The sequence below is a fragment of the Dokdonella sp. genome, assembly GCF_017744955.1.
Lineage (GTDB): Bacteria > Pseudomonadota > Gammaproteobacteria > Xanthomonadales > Rhodanobacteraceae > Dokdonella_A.
Genome location: NZ_JAGIAG010000014.1, coordinates 20,751 through 38,136 on the forward strand (window position 1 = coordinate 20,751; position 17,386 = coordinate 38,136).

At 69.3% G+C, this 17,386-nt stretch carries 16 protein-coding genes; 5 read left to right on the forward strand and 11 right to left on the reverse strand.

Features of this window, described 5'->3' with window-relative positions:
- Positions 1-3: 3 nt before the first annotated feature.
- The 9 genes from J7520_RS18060 to J7520_RS18100 all read right to left on the reverse strand — a co-directional run bounded on the left by J7520_RS18060 (position 4) and on the right by J7520_RS18100 (position 9,136).
- Positions 4-498: a hypothetical protein gene (locus tag J7520_RS18060; RefSeq protein WP_291191464.1), complete on the reverse strand. Its 495-nt coding sequence runs from the start codon at positions 496-498 to the stop codon at positions 4-6.
- Complete coding sequence (locus tag J7520_RS18065) at positions 495-992, reverse strand: hypothetical protein (protein WP_291191467.1); 498 nt, start codon at positions 990-992, stop codon at positions 495-497. The genes J7520_RS18060 and J7520_RS18065 overlap by 4 nt, the downstream gene beginning before the upstream one ends.
- A complete protein-coding gene (gene minE / locus J7520_RS18070; RefSeq protein ID WP_291191470.1) occupies positions 992-1,282 on the reverse strand; it encodes a cell division topological specificity factor MinE in 291 nt (96 codons plus the stop codon). Before minE ends, J7520_RS18065 begins: the two co-directional genes overlap by 1 nt.
- 2 nt (positions 1,283-1,284) lie before the next feature.
- Positions 1,285-2,097: a septum site-determining protein MinD gene (minD, locus tag J7520_RS18075; RefSeq protein WP_291191473.1), complete on the reverse strand. Its 813-nt coding sequence runs from the start codon at positions 2,095-2,097 to the stop codon at positions 1,285-1,287.
- Between the two features lie 96 nt (positions 2,098-2,193).
- The gene (minC, locus tag J7520_RS18080; RefSeq protein ID WP_291191475.1) at positions 2,194-2,976 is read right to left on the reverse strand and encodes a septum site-determining protein MinC; all 783 of its coding nucleotides are present in this window, start codon (positions 2,974-2,976) and stop codon (positions 2,194-2,196) included.
- A 19-nt stretch (positions 2,977-2,995) separates the two neighbouring features.
- Positions 2,996-3,607 carry a GNAT family N-acetyltransferase gene (locus J7520_RS18085; RefSeq protein WP_291191477.1) on the reverse strand — a complete coding sequence of 204 codons (612 nt, stop codon included), beginning with the start codon at positions 3,605-3,607 and terminating at the stop codon, positions 2,996-2,998.
- Between the two features lie 132 nt (positions 3,608-3,739).
- The gene (locus J7520_RS18090; RefSeq protein ID WP_291191480.1) at positions 3,740-4,918 is read right to left on the reverse strand and encodes an MFS transporter; all 1,179 of its coding nucleotides are present in this window, start codon (positions 4,916-4,918) and stop codon (positions 3,740-3,742) included.
- On the reverse strand, positions 4,915-8,001 hold the full coding sequence (locus J7520_RS18095; RefSeq protein WP_291191483.1) for an efflux RND transporter permease subunit: 3,087 nt from the start codon (positions 7,999-8,001) through the stop codon (positions 4,915-4,917). Before J7520_RS18095 ends, J7520_RS18090 begins: the two co-directional genes overlap by 4 nt.
- Before the next feature lie 25 nt (positions 8,002-8,026).
- Positions 8,027-9,136 carry an efflux RND transporter periplasmic adaptor subunit gene (locus tag J7520_RS18100; protein WP_291191486.1) on the reverse strand — a complete coding sequence of 370 codons (1,110 nt, stop codon included), beginning with the start codon at positions 9,134-9,136 and terminating at the stop codon, positions 8,027-8,029.
- A gap of 133 nt (positions 9,137-9,269) precedes the next feature.
- On the opposite strand from J7520_RS18100, the gene J7520_RS18105 reads away from it, so the two are divergent.
- The 4 genes from J7520_RS18105 (at position 9,270) to J7520_RS18120 (ending at position 13,568) form a co-directional block, all read left to right on the forward strand.
- Positions 9,270-10,271: a LysR substrate-binding domain-containing protein gene (locus tag J7520_RS18105; RefSeq protein WP_291191490.1), complete on the forward strand. Its 1,002-nt coding sequence runs from the start codon at positions 9,270-9,272 to the stop codon at positions 10,269-10,271.
- Positions 10,272-10,337: 66 nt separating this feature from the next.
- Positions 10,338-11,525, forward strand: coding sequence for a sensor histidine kinase (locus J7520_RS18110; protein WP_291191493.1), 1,188 nt, complete (start codon positions 10,338-10,340; stop codon positions 11,523-11,525).
- 11 nt (positions 11,526-11,536) lie between these two features.
- A complete protein-coding gene (locus J7520_RS18115; protein ID WP_291191560.1) occupies positions 11,537-12,178 on the forward strand; it encodes a response regulator transcription factor in 642 nt (213 codons plus the stop codon).
- A 229-nt stretch (positions 12,179-12,407) separates the two neighbouring features.
- Positions 12,408-13,568 carry an SRPBCC family protein gene (locus tag J7520_RS18120; RefSeq protein WP_291191496.1) on the forward strand — a complete coding sequence of 387 codons (1,161 nt, stop codon included), beginning with the start codon at positions 12,408-12,410 and terminating at the stop codon, positions 13,566-13,568.
- A 203-nt stretch (positions 13,569-13,771) separates the two neighbouring features.
- Here the strand turns inward: J7520_RS18120 and greB are convergent, their stop codons facing one another.
- A complete protein-coding gene (gene greB / locus J7520_RS18125) occupies positions 13,772-14,275 on the reverse strand; it encodes a transcription elongation factor GreB (protein ID WP_291191499.1) in 504 nt (167 codons plus the stop codon).
- Entirely contained in the window at positions 14,272-15,756 is a 1,485-nt protein-coding gene (locus tag J7520_RS18130; RefSeq protein ID WP_291191502.1) for a helicase HerA-like domain-containing protein, read from the reverse strand. The genes greB and J7520_RS18130 overlap by 4 nt, the downstream gene beginning before the upstream one ends.
- Before the next feature lie 111 nt (positions 15,757-15,867).
- Here J7520_RS18130 and J7520_RS18135 point away from each other — a divergent pair, with 111 nt between their 5' ends.
- Positions 15,868-17,382: a transglycosylase SLT domain-containing protein gene (locus tag J7520_RS18135; protein ID WP_291191505.1), complete on the forward strand. Its 1,515-nt coding sequence runs from the start codon at positions 15,868-15,870 to the stop codon at positions 17,380-17,382.
- Positions 17,383-17,386 lie beyond the last annotated feature (4 nt).

Consider the following 17,386-nt stretch of genomic DNA (forward strand, 5'->3'; position numbering starts at 1 on the left):
AGTTCAGGCATCGCTCTCGCTGCAAACCTCCGGCTTGCGACTCGTCGTTGGGGCAGGGGAGCCGTGCGTGGCGTCGACGACGGGCACGCGGCCGAGCAGTACCCGCGCCGCGAAGAGCACCTTGCCGGCGACGAACACGCGATGGCGCGGATCGTCGGGCCCGCCGTACGGAATGCGGTCGCTCCACGAGGGCACGCCGGCTTCGCGCAGGCGGTCGCGCAGCGCCTCGGCGGCGCCTTCGCCGCGGAAGAATCCGACCAGATGGTCGTGGCGCATCGCGGTCAGGTGGCGGAAGAAGAAATCGCAGGCCTGCGCCTCGTCGCGCGAGACGTGGACCGGCGGCGAATCCTGGCCGCGCTCGGTGTAGAAGACGCGCCACTCCTCGCCGTCGCGGACCAGGCAGAACGCATCCGAGGCGGCGCCGCGCGAGCCGATCGCGAACATCGAAGGACGGCAGCCTTCCTCGAGCAGGCGCTGCGCGAGTTCGCGCGTGTTCACGGCGGCGTGTCTTCGGCGCGGGCCGGCGGCAGCAGGTCGCGTTGCGCCAGCCAGCGGCGCGCGTCCTCGGCGTCGCGCTCGAACCAGGCGCGCGTGGAGCCGAGGCGGAACGTGTAGCCCCACGCGTCCATGTCGCGCATCAGCCGTTCGCCGCCGACGCCGGGCAGCTGGTCGGCGAGCAGGATCTGCAGATAGCAGGTCGCGTCTTCCTCGGCCTGCGAATCGGAGGCGTCGGTGTGGATCGTCGCGCGTCGCTCGGTCGGTGCGACGATCAGATGACAGGCTTCGTGCAGCAGCGAATGCACGGGTGTGTCGTCGCGCGCGTACACCGTGTGCGCGATCACGCCGGCTTCCGGTTCGCCCCAGTAGCTGCCGGGAATCGGCGCGTCGCGCTCGACGCGCGCGAGTCGCAGCGAATGACGCGCGAGCAGCGCGTCGACGGCGGTGATGTCGAGATCGGCCAGCGTGAGCACGCCGGCCTCGTCGTTCCCCATCAGCTCTCGCTGGCCGTCGCGGTCGGCGTCTCGCCGTCCTGCTTGTCCGGCAGCGCGACCGACAGTTCCAGCACTTCCTGGTCGCCGTCGCGCTGCACGTGGATCTCGATCGCGTCCGGATCGATGTTCACGTACTTGCGGATGACCTCGAGCAATTCGCGCCGCAGCAGCGGCAGGTAGTCGGGACGACCACTCTGCGCGCGCTCCTGCGCGACGATGATGCGCAGGCGCTCCTTGGCGACCGAGGCGGTGTTCTTCTGGCGCGAACGCAGGAAATCGAACAGTCCCATGCTCAGCTCCCGAAGATGCGTGCGAGGAAACCCTTCTTCTGCGCGTCGATGAAGCGCATCGGCCGCGTCTCGCCGCTGAGGCGCGCGACCGCGTCGGCATACGCCTGGCCGGCGGCGGATTCCTCGTCGAGGATCACCGGCACGCCGGCGTTGGAGGCGGTCAGCACGCCCGGCGATTCGGGGATCACGCCGATCACTTCGATGCCGAGGATTTCCTTGACGTCGTTGACGCCCATCATGTCGCCGCCGGCGACGCGGTCGGGGTTGTAGCGCGTCAGCAGCAGATGCTGCTCGACCGGCCCGTTGCCGAGTTCCGCGCGGCGCGTCTTGCTCGACAGCAGGCCGAGGATGCGGTCGGAGTCGCGCACGCTCGACACTTCCGGATTGACCACCACGATCGCGCGATCGGCGAAGTACATCGCCAGCGCGGCGCCTTTCTCGATGCCGGCCGGCGAGTCGCACAGGACGTAGTCGAAACCGTCTTCGGTCAGTTCGTTCAATACGCGCTCGACGCCTTCCTTGTTCAGCGCATCCTTGTCGCGCGTCTGCGAGGCGGCCAGCACGTACAGGGTTTCGATGCGCTTGTCCTTGATCAGCGCCTGCTTCAAGGTGCATTCGCCCTGGATCACATTGACGAAGTCGTAAACCACACGGCGTTCGCAACCCATGATCAGGTCGAGATTGCGCAGGCCGACGTCGAAGTCGATGACCGCGACTTTCTTGCCGCGCTTGGCCAGTCCCACGCTGAGCGAGGCGCTGGTCGTGGTCTTGCCGACGCCGCCTTTGCCGGAAGTGACGACGATGATTTCAGTCAATGGAGTGCCCTCGGGATTCGTGATTTGCGATTGGCGATTCGTGATTGGCGATCGGCGGAAAAGTGTTTTTCCGAATCACGAATCACCAATGACCCGTCACAGTTTCTTCAATAATAGCTTGTCGCCGTCCAGCCACGCTTGCACCGGCTTTCCGCGCAGGTCGGCGGGGATGTCCTCGAACACGCGGTAATGGCCGGCGATCGAGACGAGCTCGGCGTGGAATTCCTGGCAGTAGATGCGCGCGCGCTCGTCGCCGAGCGCGCCGGCCAGCGCGCGTCCGCGCAGGGCGCCGTAGACGTGGATCGAGCCGTCGGCGATGACTTCGGCGCCGTTGGCGACCAGTGCGTTGAGGATCAGATCGCGGCCGCGCGCGTAGAGCTGCTGGCCGGAACGCACCGGCTGGTCGTGCAGCTGGCCGCCGGTCGGCGCCGCGGCGCTCGGCGGCGGCGGAGTCGCGCGCTCGACCGGCGCGGGTTCGCGCGACGGCGGCGGCGGGGTCGCGCGCGACGGTGGGAGCGGCGTCTCGGCGCTGCGCTCGTAGGCGGCGCGGAACTTCGCGAACACCGGCACGCCGAGCGCCTGCGCCAGCGCGTCGTTCTCGCTGGTGCCGTAGGACAGGCCGACCGGCAGCATGCCCGACTCGCGGATGCGCTCGAACAGGCCGCGTACGGTGTCCACGTCCGGCAGCGCGGGCAGATGGCTCAGATCCAGCACCACCGGCGTGCGCAGGAACAACTTCTGCGCACTTTCCACTTTTTCACGCAATTCCGCGGCGAGCCCTTCCGGATCGAGCCGCTTCAGTTTGAGGTTGGCGAGGCCGACCTGGCCGAACTTGATCTCGGCGACCAGCTCGAGACTTCCGATGGAAGCAGACGTCATTGTCCGTCGACGCTCCGGCTCAGCCGCCGCCGGCGGCGCGTACCGCCGGGCGGTCGGCGGTCAGGCGGCCGCGTTCGGCCAGCCACGGCAGGTCCGGCAGGCCGGCGCCGTCGATGTAGGTCTCGCGCACGAACGGATAGCTGCACAGCGTCTTCGCCAGCAGCGACACGCGCCGGCCGTTGCTCGGCATCGTCTGCTGACCGACCTCCTGGAAGCCCCAGGTGCCGTGGAACAGCACCGAGACGTCGTCGCGCGGCTCCAGGAACACCTCGCAGGCGAGCAGCGGCACGCGCGTTTCGGCGTAGCTGGTCACGTCGGCGTAGAACACCCGGCCGAGGCCGAGGCCGCGGTACGGCTTGGCGATGACGATGCGGTCGATGTAGACGAACGACGGATAGTGCTGGCGAAACCACTGGTAGTTCGGGCTGTCGTAGTCGGCGTCTTCGCGCATCGCCGGCAGGAACCCGGCGGCGTGGCCGTCGACCTCGGCGAGACGGAAATAGCTCGCCTGTTCGTACAACGTGCGCAGGCCGGCGGCGTCCAGCGGCAGGATCGTCGAGCCGGCGGCATTGTTGAGCGCAAGCACCGAATCCAGCTCGTGCGGCGACACGTCGCGGATGCTCAAGGACATTGTGTAGCTCCATGGAAGTAGTGCCCGGTCCGACAGCTGTCAGCTCGTCGATGCGGGTCCGCGTCGGCGGAATTATCGCATGTGACCGCGGCAGGGTCATGGCGCGGTGCGGGCAACGAAGTTAGCGAAGCGTTAGCGCGGACGGAGCAGACGCGCGAGCGCGACCACCGTCGTCGCGGCCAAGAGGGTGGCCGCCGCGGCCGCATTCCAGCCGCCGCCGGCCGTCGCCAGCGCGGCGGCCAGCGGCGGCAGCGCGAACTGGCCGGCGGCCGAGCCTTGCATCATCAGGCCGTTGACGCTCGACAGGAGCTGCGGCCGCGGCGCGTGCTCCGGCGCGAGCGCGAACAGGCTGCCCGGGATCAGTCCGCCGACGGCCGAGAACAGCAGGCCTCCCGCGACGCGCAGCCACGGCCCGCTCGCGGCGAAGAACACCAGCGCGGCGCCGGCCGCCATCGCGATCGAGGCACCGGTCAGCAGCCGCTGCGGCCGCGCGCCGGCGTGCAAGGCGAAGCCGGCGGCGAGATTGCCGAGCACGTTGGCGAGCACGACCAGCGCGCTCAGCGCCGCCGCGGCCGGCGCCGACGCGCCGTCGACCTCGACCAGGATCAGCGGCAGGAAGCCGACCACGGCGAGGTATTGGCCGGCGTACAAGGCGAAGATCGCGGCGAGCACCCAGGGCCCGCGTTGCGTGGCGAGTTCGCGCAGTCGAGCGGTGAGCGGCGCTTGCTCCGTCGGCGCGCGCGGCTGCCTGCCGCGAGTGACCAGAAACAGCGCCAGCGCCGCCGTCAGCGTCAACGCCGCCGCCAGCAGCCACACGCCGCGCCAGCCGGCGCTGCCGAGCAAGGGGGCGCCGAGCAGCAGCATCGCGCCGATGCCGAGCGGTACGTTGGCGCCCCACAGGCCGAGAGCGACGCGGCGGTCGGCCGGCGCGGCCGCCCGCGTGATCAGGGAAGGCACCGACACCGCGGTGAGGATGAAGCCGACGCCTTCGATCGCGCGGCTCGCGAGCAGTACGAACGCATTCGCCGCCGCCGCGCCGAGCGCCGAGGCGAGCGCGACCAGCAGCATGCCGGCCAGCGCGACGCGCGCCTGGCCGCAGCGGTCGGCGGCCAGGCCGACCGCGAGACCGGCGCCGGCGGCGACCAGGTTGAAGATCGACACCACCCAGCCTGCCGCGGTCAGGCCGAGGCCGAGGTCCGCGCGCAGCAGCGGGATCGCGCCGGGTACCTTGCCGACGTGCAGCGCGACCGCGACGCCGGCGCCGGCCAGCACCACGACGGTGATCCACGGCGTGCGCGGCGCGGCGTTCACGCGGCGGCGTTCGCCGTCGCCGACGATGCGGCCGGGCCGGCGTCCTCGTGCGCCGGTTCCGCGCGGTGCGCGGCGGCGATCAGCGAATAGAACACCGGCACGACGAACAGCGTGAACACGGTGCCGATGATCATGCCGGCGACGAGGACGATGCCGATGCTGCTGCGCGCGGCGGCGCCGGGTCCGCTGACCAGCACCAGCGGCAGCGAACCGAAGATCATCGCCGCCGAGGTCATCAGCACCGGGCGCAGCCGCGTCAGCGCTGCTTCGCGCGCGGCAGCCAGGCGGTCCAGGCCGAGCGCCTGGCGCGCGTTGGCGAACTCGACGATCAGGATGCCGTTCTTGGCGATCAGTCCGACCAGGGTGATCAGGCCGACCTGCGAGTAGATGTTGATGGTGGTGAGGCCGAGGAAGCTGAAGACGAGCGCGCCGGAGATCGCCAGCGGCACCGAGCCGAGCAGCACGATCAACGGATCGCGGAAGCTCCTGAACTGCGCCGCCAGCACCAGATAGATCAGCACCACCGAGAAGCCCAGCGTGACGGTCAGCGCGGAACCTTCCTTGCGGATCTGGCGCGACTCGCCGGCGTAGTCGACCGCGACGTCGGCACCGCCGACCGCGGCGGCCGCCGCTTCGAGCACGGCCAGGCCTTCGGCCTTGGTCACGCCCGGCTGCACGCCGCCGAAGATGCGCGTCGCGTTGCGCTGCTGGAAGCGGTTCAAGGTGCGCGGCGCGGTACTGGTCTCGATGCGGGTGAACGAGGACACCGGCACCAGGCGGCCTTCCGGCGTCTTGATCTTGAGGTCGAGCAGCGGCTCCAGCGTGGCGCGGTCGGCGTCGCCGAGCTGCGGAATGACCTTGTAGCTGCGGTCGAAATAGTTGAAGCGGTTGACGTAGTTGCCGCCGAGCAGGGTGCCCAGCTCGCGGCCGACGCCGGCCAGGTCGAGGCCGAGGTCGGCGATGCGCTCGCGGTCGAGCACGACGCGCGCCTCGGGCAGGTCGATCTTCAGGTCGGTGTCGACGTAGAGGAACTTGCCGCTCTTCATGCCCGCGTCGAGCACGGCCTGCGCGGTGGCGAGCCGCTGTTCGAGCGGCGCGTCGCTCTGCAGCACCAGTTCGACGTCGTACTGACCCGGCGTCGGCAGCGGCGGATCCAGGCGCGGGAACACGCGCACGCCCGGCGTCTGCGAGACGGCGGCGTAGACCTCGCCGAACATCGCCTCGGTGGTGCGTTGGCGGGCGGACCAGTCCTTCACCACCAGCCCGCCGAAGCCGCCCCAGGACGAGGTCAGCGCCCAGGTGTACTCGGTCTCCGGGAACGCCTTCAGGGCCGCGAACGCCTGCGCCGAGTCGTGATCGGTCGCCGCCAGCGCGGAATCCGGCGAGGCTTCGTAGAACAGACTGATCGAGCCCTGGTCCTCGACCGGCGCGAGCTCCTGGCGCGAATTCAGATACAGCGGCCAGGCCGCGAGCGCGACCAGCAGCGCCGCGACGGCGATCGCCTGGCGCATGCCGAAGGCCGCTTCGAGCGCGCGCGCATAGCCGCGGCGGACGACGTCGAAGCCGCGATTGACCAGCCGCGTCATGCGGCCTTCGTGGCCGCGCTCGTGCACGAAGCGCGAGCTCATCACCGGCGACAACGTCAGCGCGACCACGCCGGACACGATCACCGCCATCGCCAGCGTGATCGCGAACTCGAGGAACAGCGAGCCGGTCAGCCCGCCCTGGAACGCGATCGGCGTGTACACCGTCGCCAGCGTGATCGTCATCGCGATCACCGGGCCGATCAGCTCGCGCGCGCCGATCATCGCCGCCTGGACGCGCGAGCGGCCCTCCTGCACGTGGCGCTCGACGTTCTCGACGACCACGATCGCATCGTCGACGACCAGGCCGACCGCGAGCACGACGGCGAGCATGGTCAGCAGGTTCAGGCTGAAGCCGAACGCGAGCATCGCGATCGCGGTGCCGATCAGCGACACCGGCATCGCGATCAGCGGCACCAGCGCGGTGCGCAGCGAGCCCATGAACACGAACACCGCCAGGCCGACGATCAGGATCGTCTCGATCAGCGTCTTGCTGATCTCCTTCAGCGCGCTGCGCATGAAGGTGGTGCCGTCCCAGACCAGGCGCATGTCGACGTCCTTGGGCAGGGTCGGGCGCAGGCGTTCCATCTCCGCGTACAGCCGATCGGCGACCTCGATCTCGTTCGAGCCGACCAGCGGCCAGATGCCGAGGTAGACCGCTTCCTGGTCGTCGTACTTGGCGAGGACGTCGGCTTCCTCGGCGCCGAGTTCGACGCGCGCGACGTCGGACAGGCGCACGATCGCGCCGCTGCGGTCGGCCACGATCAGGTTGGCGAATTCCTCGGCCGAGCGCAGGTCGGTGTCGGCGAGCAGGTTGACCTGCACCAGGTTGCCCTTGGTCTGACCGACCGCGGCGAGATAGTTGTTGCGCTCCAGCGCTGCGTGCACGTCGCCGGGCGAGAGGTTCAGTGCCGCCAGCCGCGCCGGATCGATCCACACGCGCATGGCAATCTGCCGGCCGCCTTCGAAGGTCACGCGCTGCACGCCCTCGAGCGTGGCCAGCTGCGGCTGCAAGGTGCGCAGCAGCCAGTCGGTGATCGCCGGCACGCTGCGTTGCGTGGAGGCGAAGCTGAGATAGAACGTCGCGTAGGGCCGGTCCGCGCGCTGCACCTCGATCGTCGGCGGCTCGGCTTCGGCCGGCAATTGCGAACGCACCTGCTGCAGGCGCGCGGTGATCTCGGCCAGTGCCGCGGTGCTGCTGTGGTCGAGCTTCAGGCGCACGGTGATCGTGCTCTGGCCGGCGCGGCTGGTCGATTCGAGGTGGTCGACGCCGCCGATCGAGGACACCGCGCGTTCGAGCGGCGTGGTCAGGAAGCCGCGCACGGTCTCGGCGCTGGCGCCGTAGTAGACCGTCGTGATGATCACCGAGGAGCTTTCGATCTGCGGGTACTGCTGGATCGGCAGCGACGACAATGCGCGCCAGCCGACCAGCAGGATCATCAGATTGACGGTGATCGCGAGTACGGGATGCTTGATGAAGAGGTCGGTGAAGGCGCGCATGGCGGCGGGTCCCCAGGCAGGCCGACTACGGCTGGCCGGCGCGGGCCGGCGCGCCTTCGCTGAGCGCGACCAGGGCGCCGTCGCGCAGCTTGAACGAGCCGGAGGCGGCGACCTTCTCGCCGGCGGCCAGGCCCGATTCGATCACCGCTTCGCGTTCGAGCAGGGCCTCGACGCGCACCGCGCGCTCCTGCGCGCGCGTCCTGCCGTCCGCCGCGGTGGCGAGCACGAACACCTGATCGCCGGCGGGGCCCTTGCGGATCGCGCTCAGCGGCACCGCGACGGCCAGGCGCGGATCGCCGACCGGCACGCGCACGCGTACCGAGGCGCCCGGCGCCGGTGCGCCGGCGGCATCGGCGATGCGCGCACGCGCGGTGGCGTTGCGCGTGGCCGGATCGACGCGCGCGTCGATCGCGACGATCTTCGCCCGGATCGGCGCATCGCCGTTCGCGGCGACGATCTCGACCTCCTCGCCGGGGCGCAGCTCGCGACCGACCTGCTGCGCCACCGCGAAGTCGACGTAGGCGGCCTCGTCGACACCCTGCAACGTGGTCAGCAAGGTGCCTTCGGACAGGAACTGGCCCGGATGCACGTCGGCGATGCCGACGCGCGCGCGGAACGGCGCGCGGATCGTCTTGCGCGCGATCACCGCCTTGGCCCGCGCGATCTGCGCCAGGGCGACATCGCGTTCGGCGCGCGTGCGATCGAGATCCGCCTGCGAAGCGAACTGGCTGTGGCTGAGGCGCTGCATGCGCTCGAGCATGCTCTGCGCCAGCGTCGCCTGCGCCTCCTGGGCCTTGAGTTCGGCGCTCTCGACCGAAATGTCGAGCTGGACCAGCACGGTGCCGGCCTCGACGACTTCCCCAGGCGTCAGCTTCACGCCGTGCACGGTGCCGGCCAGTTCGTTGCGCAGCGTGACCGAGCGCAACGCGACGACGGTGCCGATCGCGGTCGTGCTGCGTCCGTGTTCGCGTTCGACGGCGGTGGCGGCGACGACGCTCTCGGCAGGTTCGGGCTGGCTCGCTGAAGCCGCCTCGGCGGCGCGCACGGAAGCGTGCTTCCAGAGCACCAGGCCGGTGGCGAGACCGCCCAGGAGGGCGATCAGCACCCCGGTGTGCAACCAGCTTCGACGGGCCATCGGCGTTCCTTGATGAATGAGCTTTTTTCATCTTAGACTTGCCAGGACTGCTTATCGAATGATGATTTCTAACGGGATCATTAATTCAGTTCATGAGGTACGTATGCCGAGCCCGTATCGATCGACCCCTCCATTGCCCGCTCTGCGCACCTTCGAGGCGGTCGCGCGGCTGTCGAGCTTCACCCGCGCGGCGGAGGAGCTGGCGATTACGCAGAGCGCCGTCAGCCACCAGATCCGCGCGCTGGAACAGTTCGTCGGCGGTCCTCTCTTGTTGCGCCGCAATCCCGGCGTCGAGCTGACGGCGGAAGGGCGCGTCCTGCTCGAAGGCGTGCGTGCCGGGCTCGACCTGATCCTGCGCGCTTCCGATCGCATCCGTTTCCCGCGCCAGGTCGGCGTGTTGACGGTCGCCGCGCCGATGGCCTTCGCGAGCTGGTGGCTGGTACCGCGGCTCGGCCATTTCGCCGCGCTGCATCCGAACATCGAGATCCGCATCTCGACGATGGAATGCGCCGAGCTCGACTTCGTGCGCGCGAACGTCGACGTCGCGATCCTGACGCGGCCCGAAGCCGAGCCGCCGCGCCGCAACGAGGCGCTGCTGCTGCGCGAAAGCGTGTTCCCGGTGTGCAGTCCCGGTCTGGTCGAACGCGGCGGGCTGCGCCAGCCGGCCGATCTCGCGCGGCAGACGCTGATCGAGGAGGATTCCGGTCCGTTCGAGGCCGCGCAGTGGGCATCGTGGCTGCACCTGTTCGAGGTGCCGGACCAGCCGGCGGTGCCGCGGCTGCGCTTCAGCCACTACGGCGTCGCGTTGTCGGCGGCGATCGACGGACTCGGCGTCGCGCTCGGGCGTTCGCCGATGATCGATTGCGAACTCGACGCCGGCCGTCTGGTGCGCCCGTTCGGCGACAAGTTCGAGCTGACCACGCCGGACGTGTACGTGCTGTCCTGGCCCGAGGGCGCGGAGAAGGATCAGCGCTTCCTCGCGTTCCGCGACTTCGTGTTCGACGAAAGCTGCCACTGCGAAGCGGCGGCGGGACCGTGCGGCGATCCACCTCCGCAGCGGCCGCCGCAGACCGACTGGCCGGCCGAGCGCGCGGCGCGGCGGCAGGCGGCGAGCGAACCGTCGCCGGTCGAATGAGGCGCCGCGGCGCCGCGTGACTTCCGGGCAGGTTACGTCGCCGCGGCGCACGCCTATGATGCCGCCATGCCCTGGCCGAACTTCAATCACATCCAGCTGCTGCGCTACGCGGGCCTGTTCCAGTACGCCAGCGTCGGCACGCCGTTCCTGCGCTACCAGACCCTGGTCGAGGAACTCGCGCAGAGGCAGCTGCCGACCTCGTACGTGCACCTGTGGCTGGGCTGCTACATCGTCTTCGGCATCGTCTACTGGTACCTCACCAGCGATCTCGGCGACCAGCGCCGCACGCCGCTGCGGCGCGCGCTGCAGATCGTGCTGCTGCTGGTGTTGAACGTGACGGTGGTCGCGATCGGCTGGTTCAGCCAGGGCGGCATCGGCGCGCTGCTGCTGGCGGTGATCGCGGTCGCGCTGCCCTGGCTGCTGCCGCTGCGCGTCGCGCTCGCCTGGATGGTGTTGCAGAACTTCTCGCTGGTGCCGGTGTTCGCCAGCATCCGCGAGCCGGTGTTCAGCCTGAGCGATGCGTTCCTGCAGTCGAGCCTCTACCTCGGCTTCATCGTGCTCGCCTTCGTGACCTCGTTCGTGACCAAGCGCCAGGTCGAGGCGCGCGAGGAGCAGCGGCGCCTGAATACCGAACTGCGCGCGACGCGCACCCTGCTGGCCGAGTCGAGCCGGCTGGCCGAGCGCATGCGCATCTCGCGCGAGCTGCACGATCTGGTCGGCCATCACCTGACCGCGCTCAGCCTCAATCTCGAAGTCGCCAGCCATCTGGTGCAGGGCGCGGCGCAGGAGCACGTGCGCCAGGCGCAGTCGGTCGCCAAGCTGCTGCTCGGCGACGTGCGCGAGGTGGTCAGCCAGCTGCGCGAGGACGACAACATCGACCTGACCCAGGCGCTGAAGAACCTGACCGAAGGCGTGCCGGGGCTGGACATCCACCTGGAACTGCCGCCGCGCTTCGGCGTCGACGACCCGAAGCGCGCGCAGGTGCTGCTACGCTGCGCGCAGGAGATCATCACCAACACCGTGCGCCATGCCGGGGCGCGCAACCTGTGGCTGCGCTTCGAGCGCAGCGAGGATCGCCAGATGGTGATCCACGCGCGCGACGACGGCCACGGCGCGTCTCAATTCCAGCACGGCAACGGCCTCACCGGCATGCGCGAACGCCTCGCGCAGTTCGGCGGCCGCCTCGACATCGCAACCGGCAAGGGGCAGGGCTTCGCGCTCGACGCCTCGCTGCCATTGGAGAGCAGGGCATGAGCAAGGAAGGAATGATCAAGGTCTGCCTGGTCGACGACCAGACGCTGGTGCGCCAGGGCATCCGTTCGTTGCTGGAATTGTCCGATTCGATCCGCGTCGTCGCCGAAGCCGGCGACGGCGCGCAGGCGATCGAGACGATCCCGCGCGTGCAGCCGGACGTGGTCCTGCTCGACCTGCGCATGCCGGGCATGTCCGGCATCGACGTGCTGAACGCGCTGGCCGGCGCCAACCGCCTGCCGCCGACGATCATCCTGACCACCTTCGACGACGACCAACTGGTGCTGGCCGGCCTCAAGGCCGGCGCGCGCGGATACCTGCTGAAGGACGTGTCGCTAGACCAGCTCGTCGACGCGGTGAAGGCGGTCGCCGGCGGCGGCTCGCTGGTCGCGCCGGTGGTGACGCAGCGCCTGCTGTCGGGCCTCGAGCGCATGCACAACGACTTCACCAGCCTCGACCGGCCCGACCCGCTGACCGAGCGTGAAACCGAGATCCTGCGCCTGATGGCCGGCGGCTACAGCAACAAGGAAATCGCCAACTCGCTCGGCGTCGCCGAAGGCACGGTCAAGAACCACGTCTCCAACGTGCTCTCCAAGCTCGGCGTGCGCGATCGGACGCGGGCGGTGCTGAAAGCGTTCGAGCTCGGCATCGTCTGAGCCCTGCGGCACGGGACGGTTTCGGCGCCCGGGCGGCGCGCGCGGGACTTTCCGCGGCGAGCCGACCGGCCGTAGCGTTTCCGGCCCGGACTCCGTTACCATCCGGCCCTTGACCTGCGCAGGCGCAGGGCACGCTGGCGCGGGGCAGACAGGGGACGTCGGGCGAAAACCGCCACGTTCCTGCTGCGCGCCAATGCTTGTAACGGCTGACGCCCTGGAGATGGCTCGGATGATTCGTATCCTCGAAGTACTGGTATCGCTGGTAATCGTGTTCGCACTGGCGGTGTTGATCGGTGTCTTGCTGCCGAGCCATGGTCACGTCACGCGCGTGGTCGAAGTCTCGAGCCCGGTGCGCCAGGTCTACGACACCTTGAACACGTTCCGGCGCTTCCCGCAGTGGTCGGCCTTCCGCGGCCTCGACCCGCAGACCCAGTTCAAGGTCGAGGGCCCGGATTTCGGACCCGGCTCCAAGGTTTCCTGGACCAGCTCGAACGCGCGCGTGGGCAGCGGCGAATACGAGATCACCAAGAGCGAGCAGGACAGCAAGATCGAAATGTCGGTCAAGAACCATTGGACCGGCGAGAACAAGAAGTTCACGATCGATCTCGAGCCGTCGGCGAACGGCAAGACGCTGAAGATCCGCTGGGGCTTCGACGCCGACTACGGTTGGGACCTGCTGGCGCGCTACGCCGGCCTCTACATCTACGGCGATCCGGCGCAGACCATCCAGTCCGACCTCAACAACGTCGCGGCGATCCTGGCCGGTTTCCCGAACACCGATTACAAGGACCAGAAGATCGACCTGGTCGACGTCACCACTAAGCCGGTGTTGCTGGTCGCGACCAAGGCCAAGCGTTCGCTCGACGACGTCGCCGAGGCGACCGACACGGCGGTCGCCGAGATCGAAGCGGTGATGAAGAAGGCCGGCCTGACCGCCGCCGGTCCGACCATGACGATCACGACCAACTGGGGCGACGAGGACTACGCGTTCAGCATCGCGATCCCGGTCGACAACGCGACGTTCACGCTGGACAAGCACGATTTCACCATCGACGCGCCGACGCCCAAGCCGAGCGACACGCAGGACGACAGCGGCGACGGCGAAGAGAAGACCCTCAACCCGGGCGACCGCGACGAACACGGCCTGCTGGTCATCGGCGGCAACGTGCGCGCCGCGCAGTGGTATCAGGGCAAGGCGCTGATGAGCGAATACACCGGCAGCCCGGCTTCGCTCCCGCTGTATCGACTGAACCTGAAGGCCTATGCGGAAACGCACGGCTACCGCTACGCCGAAACCGGCCTCACCCGCTTCTGGGACGAGAACGTCTCGGCGCCGGACGCGCCGGCCGGCGAGGAGTCGTTCAAGGTCTATCTGCCGATTCAGCAGTAAGCCGAATCGGTCGGGAACGAAAAAGCCGCGCCGATGCGCGGCTTTTTCTTTGTCTGCGGTGTCTATCGGATGGCCCGGCGATTCGTCGACGTCGCGCTCGCGGACATCGCTTCGAAAAGACGCGGGGTTGGAGCGGCGCTTTGCGGCGCCTCCTGTGCATTCTCCGTTTCAGAGTGCGACGGCTCTTTCGCGGCCGTGCCGCATCAGTTCGCGCCGTAGCGCACGCCGATCACGACGAAGCGCGCCATGCCTCCCGGCAGCGCCGCCTCGAACTCGTCGTCGGCGCGCCGCTTCAACGCGGCGCGCGCGAGCGGCGAGTCGATGCTGATCCAGCCGCGCACGGCGTCGGTCTCGTCGGGGCCGACGATGCGATATTCGTGCTCCTCGCCGTGCTCGTCCTCGACGCGGAACCAGGCGCCGAAATAGATCGCGCCCGGATCGCTCGGCACGCTGTCGATCACGCGCAGGTTCTCGAGCCGCTTGCCGAGGTAGCGCACGCGGCGGTCGATTTCGCCGAGCTGCTTCTTGCGGTAGGTGTATTCGGCGTTCTCCGAGCGATCGCCTTCGGCCGCCGCGGCGGCGAGCGCGCGCACGACCTCGGGGCGGCGCACGCGCCACAGCTCGTCCAGCTCTTCCTTCAGCCGGCGATGGCCGTCGGCGGTGATCACCGCGGTGGACGCGGCAGCCGGCGGTCGCCAGCGGCTCATCGCTTCGTCAGCGAACCGAGCACGCCGCGCAGCAGCGCGCGGCCGAGCTGGCCGCCGGCGTTGCGCACGGCCGACTTGGCCATCGTCTCGACCATGCCCTGGCGACGCTTGGTGCCGAACAGCATGTCCTTCGCCACGCCCATCCAGCCGGCGTCGGCCTCGGCCGCGGCGCCGCCCTTCGTCTTCGCCGCGTCGTCGGCCGGTGCCGCCGCCTGCGCGCGCGCGTTGAGCTTCTCGAACGCCGATTCGCGATCGACCGGCGTGTCGTACTTGCCGCCGATCGGCGAGCGCGAACGCACGGTGCTGCGCTCGGCTTCGGTGACGGTGCCGATGCGGCAGCCGGGCGAGGCGATCATCGCCCGTTCGACCGGCAGCGGCGTGCCGCCTTCCTGCAACGTCGACACCAGCGCTTCGCCGACGCCGAGTTGCGAGATCACCTCGGCGACCTTGATCTTCGGATTCGGCGCGAAGGTTTCCGCCGCCGCCTTGACCGCCTTCTGGTCGCGCGGCGTGAACGCGCGCAGCGCGTGCTGGATGCGGTTGCCCATCTGGCCGAGGATCACGTCGGGCAGGTCGTCCGGATTCTGCGAGCAGAAATACACGCCGACGCCCTTCGAGCGGATCAGGCGCACGACCTGCTCCACGCGCTGGCGCAGCGCCGGCGGCGCGTCGTCGAACAGGAGATGCGCTTCGTCGAAGAAGAACACCAGCTTGGGCTGGTCGAGGTCGCCGACTTCGGGCAGGGTTTCGAACAGTTCCGACAGCATCCACAGCAGGAAGGTGGTGTACAGCTTCGGCTTCAGGATCAGCTGGTCGGCGGCGAGGATGTTGACGACGCCGCGGCCGGACATGTCCTGGCGCATGAAGTCGGCGAGGTCCAGCGCGGGTTCGCCGAAGAACGCATCGCCGCCGGCCTGCTCGAGCGAGAGCAGCGCGCGCTGGATCGCCGCGATCGACGCCGGCGAGATCAGGCCGTACTGCTTGGAGATGTCCTTGGCGTTCTCGTTGGCGTAGGTCAGCAGCGCGCGCAGGTCCTTGAGGTCGAGCAGCAGCAGGCCTTCGTCGTCGGCCGCCTTGAAGACGATCTCGAGCACGCCCGATTGCGTGTCGTTGAGTTCGAGCAGGCGCGCGAGCAGGTTCGGGCCCATCTCGGAAATGGTCGTGCGCACCGGATGGCCGGACTTGCCGTAGATGTCCCAGAACACGACCGGATTCGCGCTGGGCTGCCAGTCGAGGCCGAGCTTGTCGATGCGCGCTTTCAGCTTGTCGTTCATCACGCCGGCCTGAGACAGGCCGGCGAGGTCGCCCTTCACGTCGGCCAGGAACACCGGCACGCCGAGCTTGGAGAAGCCTTCCGCCAGGAGCATCAGCGAAACCGATTTGCCGGTGCCGGTCGCGCCGGCGACCATGCCGTGGCGGTTGGCGTACTTCGGCAGCAGAAACACTTCCTTGTCGCCCTTGCCGATCAGGATGTCGCTCACGATGTCGCCTCGCCGGTTCGCTGCGGAAGGCGCGATTGTAGCGAACGGTTGCCGCCGCGCTCGCGCACGGGTTAAGTTGCACGAGCCTTTCCGCCGCGGATTCCGAGCACGATGCCTTCGCCCCTTCGCTTCGCCGCCGTCGCCGCCACCGTCCTGGTCACCGCCTGCGCAGGCGCGCCGTCGACGCGCAAGCCGGTGGCGACGAAAGTCGACGACACCGCGGCGGCCGCGCTGTACGCGCGGCTCGATCGCGACAGCCAGCGCTACACGAACGGCCTGGACCTCGCGCGCGCCGGCGACACCGTCAAGGCGCAAGCCGAGATGAAGGCGGCGCTGGACGATCTGCGCGCCGCCGCGACCAGCTGCGCCGCGGCGGCCGGTTGCGACCAGCAACGCTTCGTCGCCGGCTTCGACGCCTTGCTGCGCCGGGGCATCGACGGCGGTTCCGACCAGACCGCGGAGGGCGAGGCGGCGGCTCCGCCCGAGGAAGCGACCGTCGAGCCGGGCGAGAGCTCGCCGGCCGTCGCGCAGCTGCCGCAGCTCGGCCGTACGGTCACGCTGCTCAAGGGGCGCGAACTCAGCGACATCATCGCGCTGAACGGCCCGGTCAAGGCCGCGCTGGAGGAATGGCTGACGCAGTACCGGCCGAACCTGATGACCGCGTACGAGAACTATCAGTACATGCGCTCGCAGATGTGGCCCGAGTACGAGAAGGCCGGCCTGCCGGAAGCGCTGCTGTTCGGCATGCTGGCGAAGGAGTCCGGCGGCAAGGTGCACGCGGTGTCGCGCTCGGGCGCTTCCGGGCCGCTGCAGTTCATGTACGCGACCGGGCTGCGCTTCGGCCTGAGCACGGTCGACGGATTCGACCAGCGCTTCGATCCGAAGCTGTCGGCGCGCGCGAACGCGGCCTACGTCAACGAGCAGCTGGCGATCTTCAACAACAACCTCGAACTGGTGATCGGCGCCTACAACGGCGGCGAAGGCGCGATGCAGCGCCGCGCCGGACGCGGCGCCGGCGCGCTGAGCTTCTGGGATCCGCAGATCTACTACGGCGTCTCGCAGGAAACGCGCGAGTACGTGCCGATGGTGCTGGCGGCGGCTTGGCTGTTCATGCATCCGGAGCGCTACAACCTCGAATTCCCGAAGCTCGCCGGGCACCCGGGCAGCATCACCTTGAAGCGGCCCGCCTCGATCGCCGAGCTGACGGTGTGCCTGGGGCAGGACGGCAACGCGCACGACGGCTGGTTCCGCACCCTGCGCAACCTCAATCCGCAGCTCGATCCGCAGCGCCAGGAGCCGGCCGGCGCCAGGCTGGTGGTGCCGCTGCAGCTCGAAAAGATCTACGAGCGCGACTGCGCGCAGGGACGCTGGCCGACGCTGGCGGCGGAGCTGCATTCGGCGGTCGTCCCGGCGCCGCCGCCGATCGCCCTGACGCGCGCGGCGGAAGCGCCGAAGTCGAAGGCGCCGAAGACGGTGACCGTACGCAAGGGCGACACGCTGGCGGCGATTGCCGGCCGGACGGGCTGTGCGAGCAGGCAGATCGCGGCGGCGAACAAGTTGCGCGCGCCGCACTACACGATCAAGCCAGGGCAGGTCTTGAAGCTGGACGGCTGCTCGGCGCGCTAGGCGC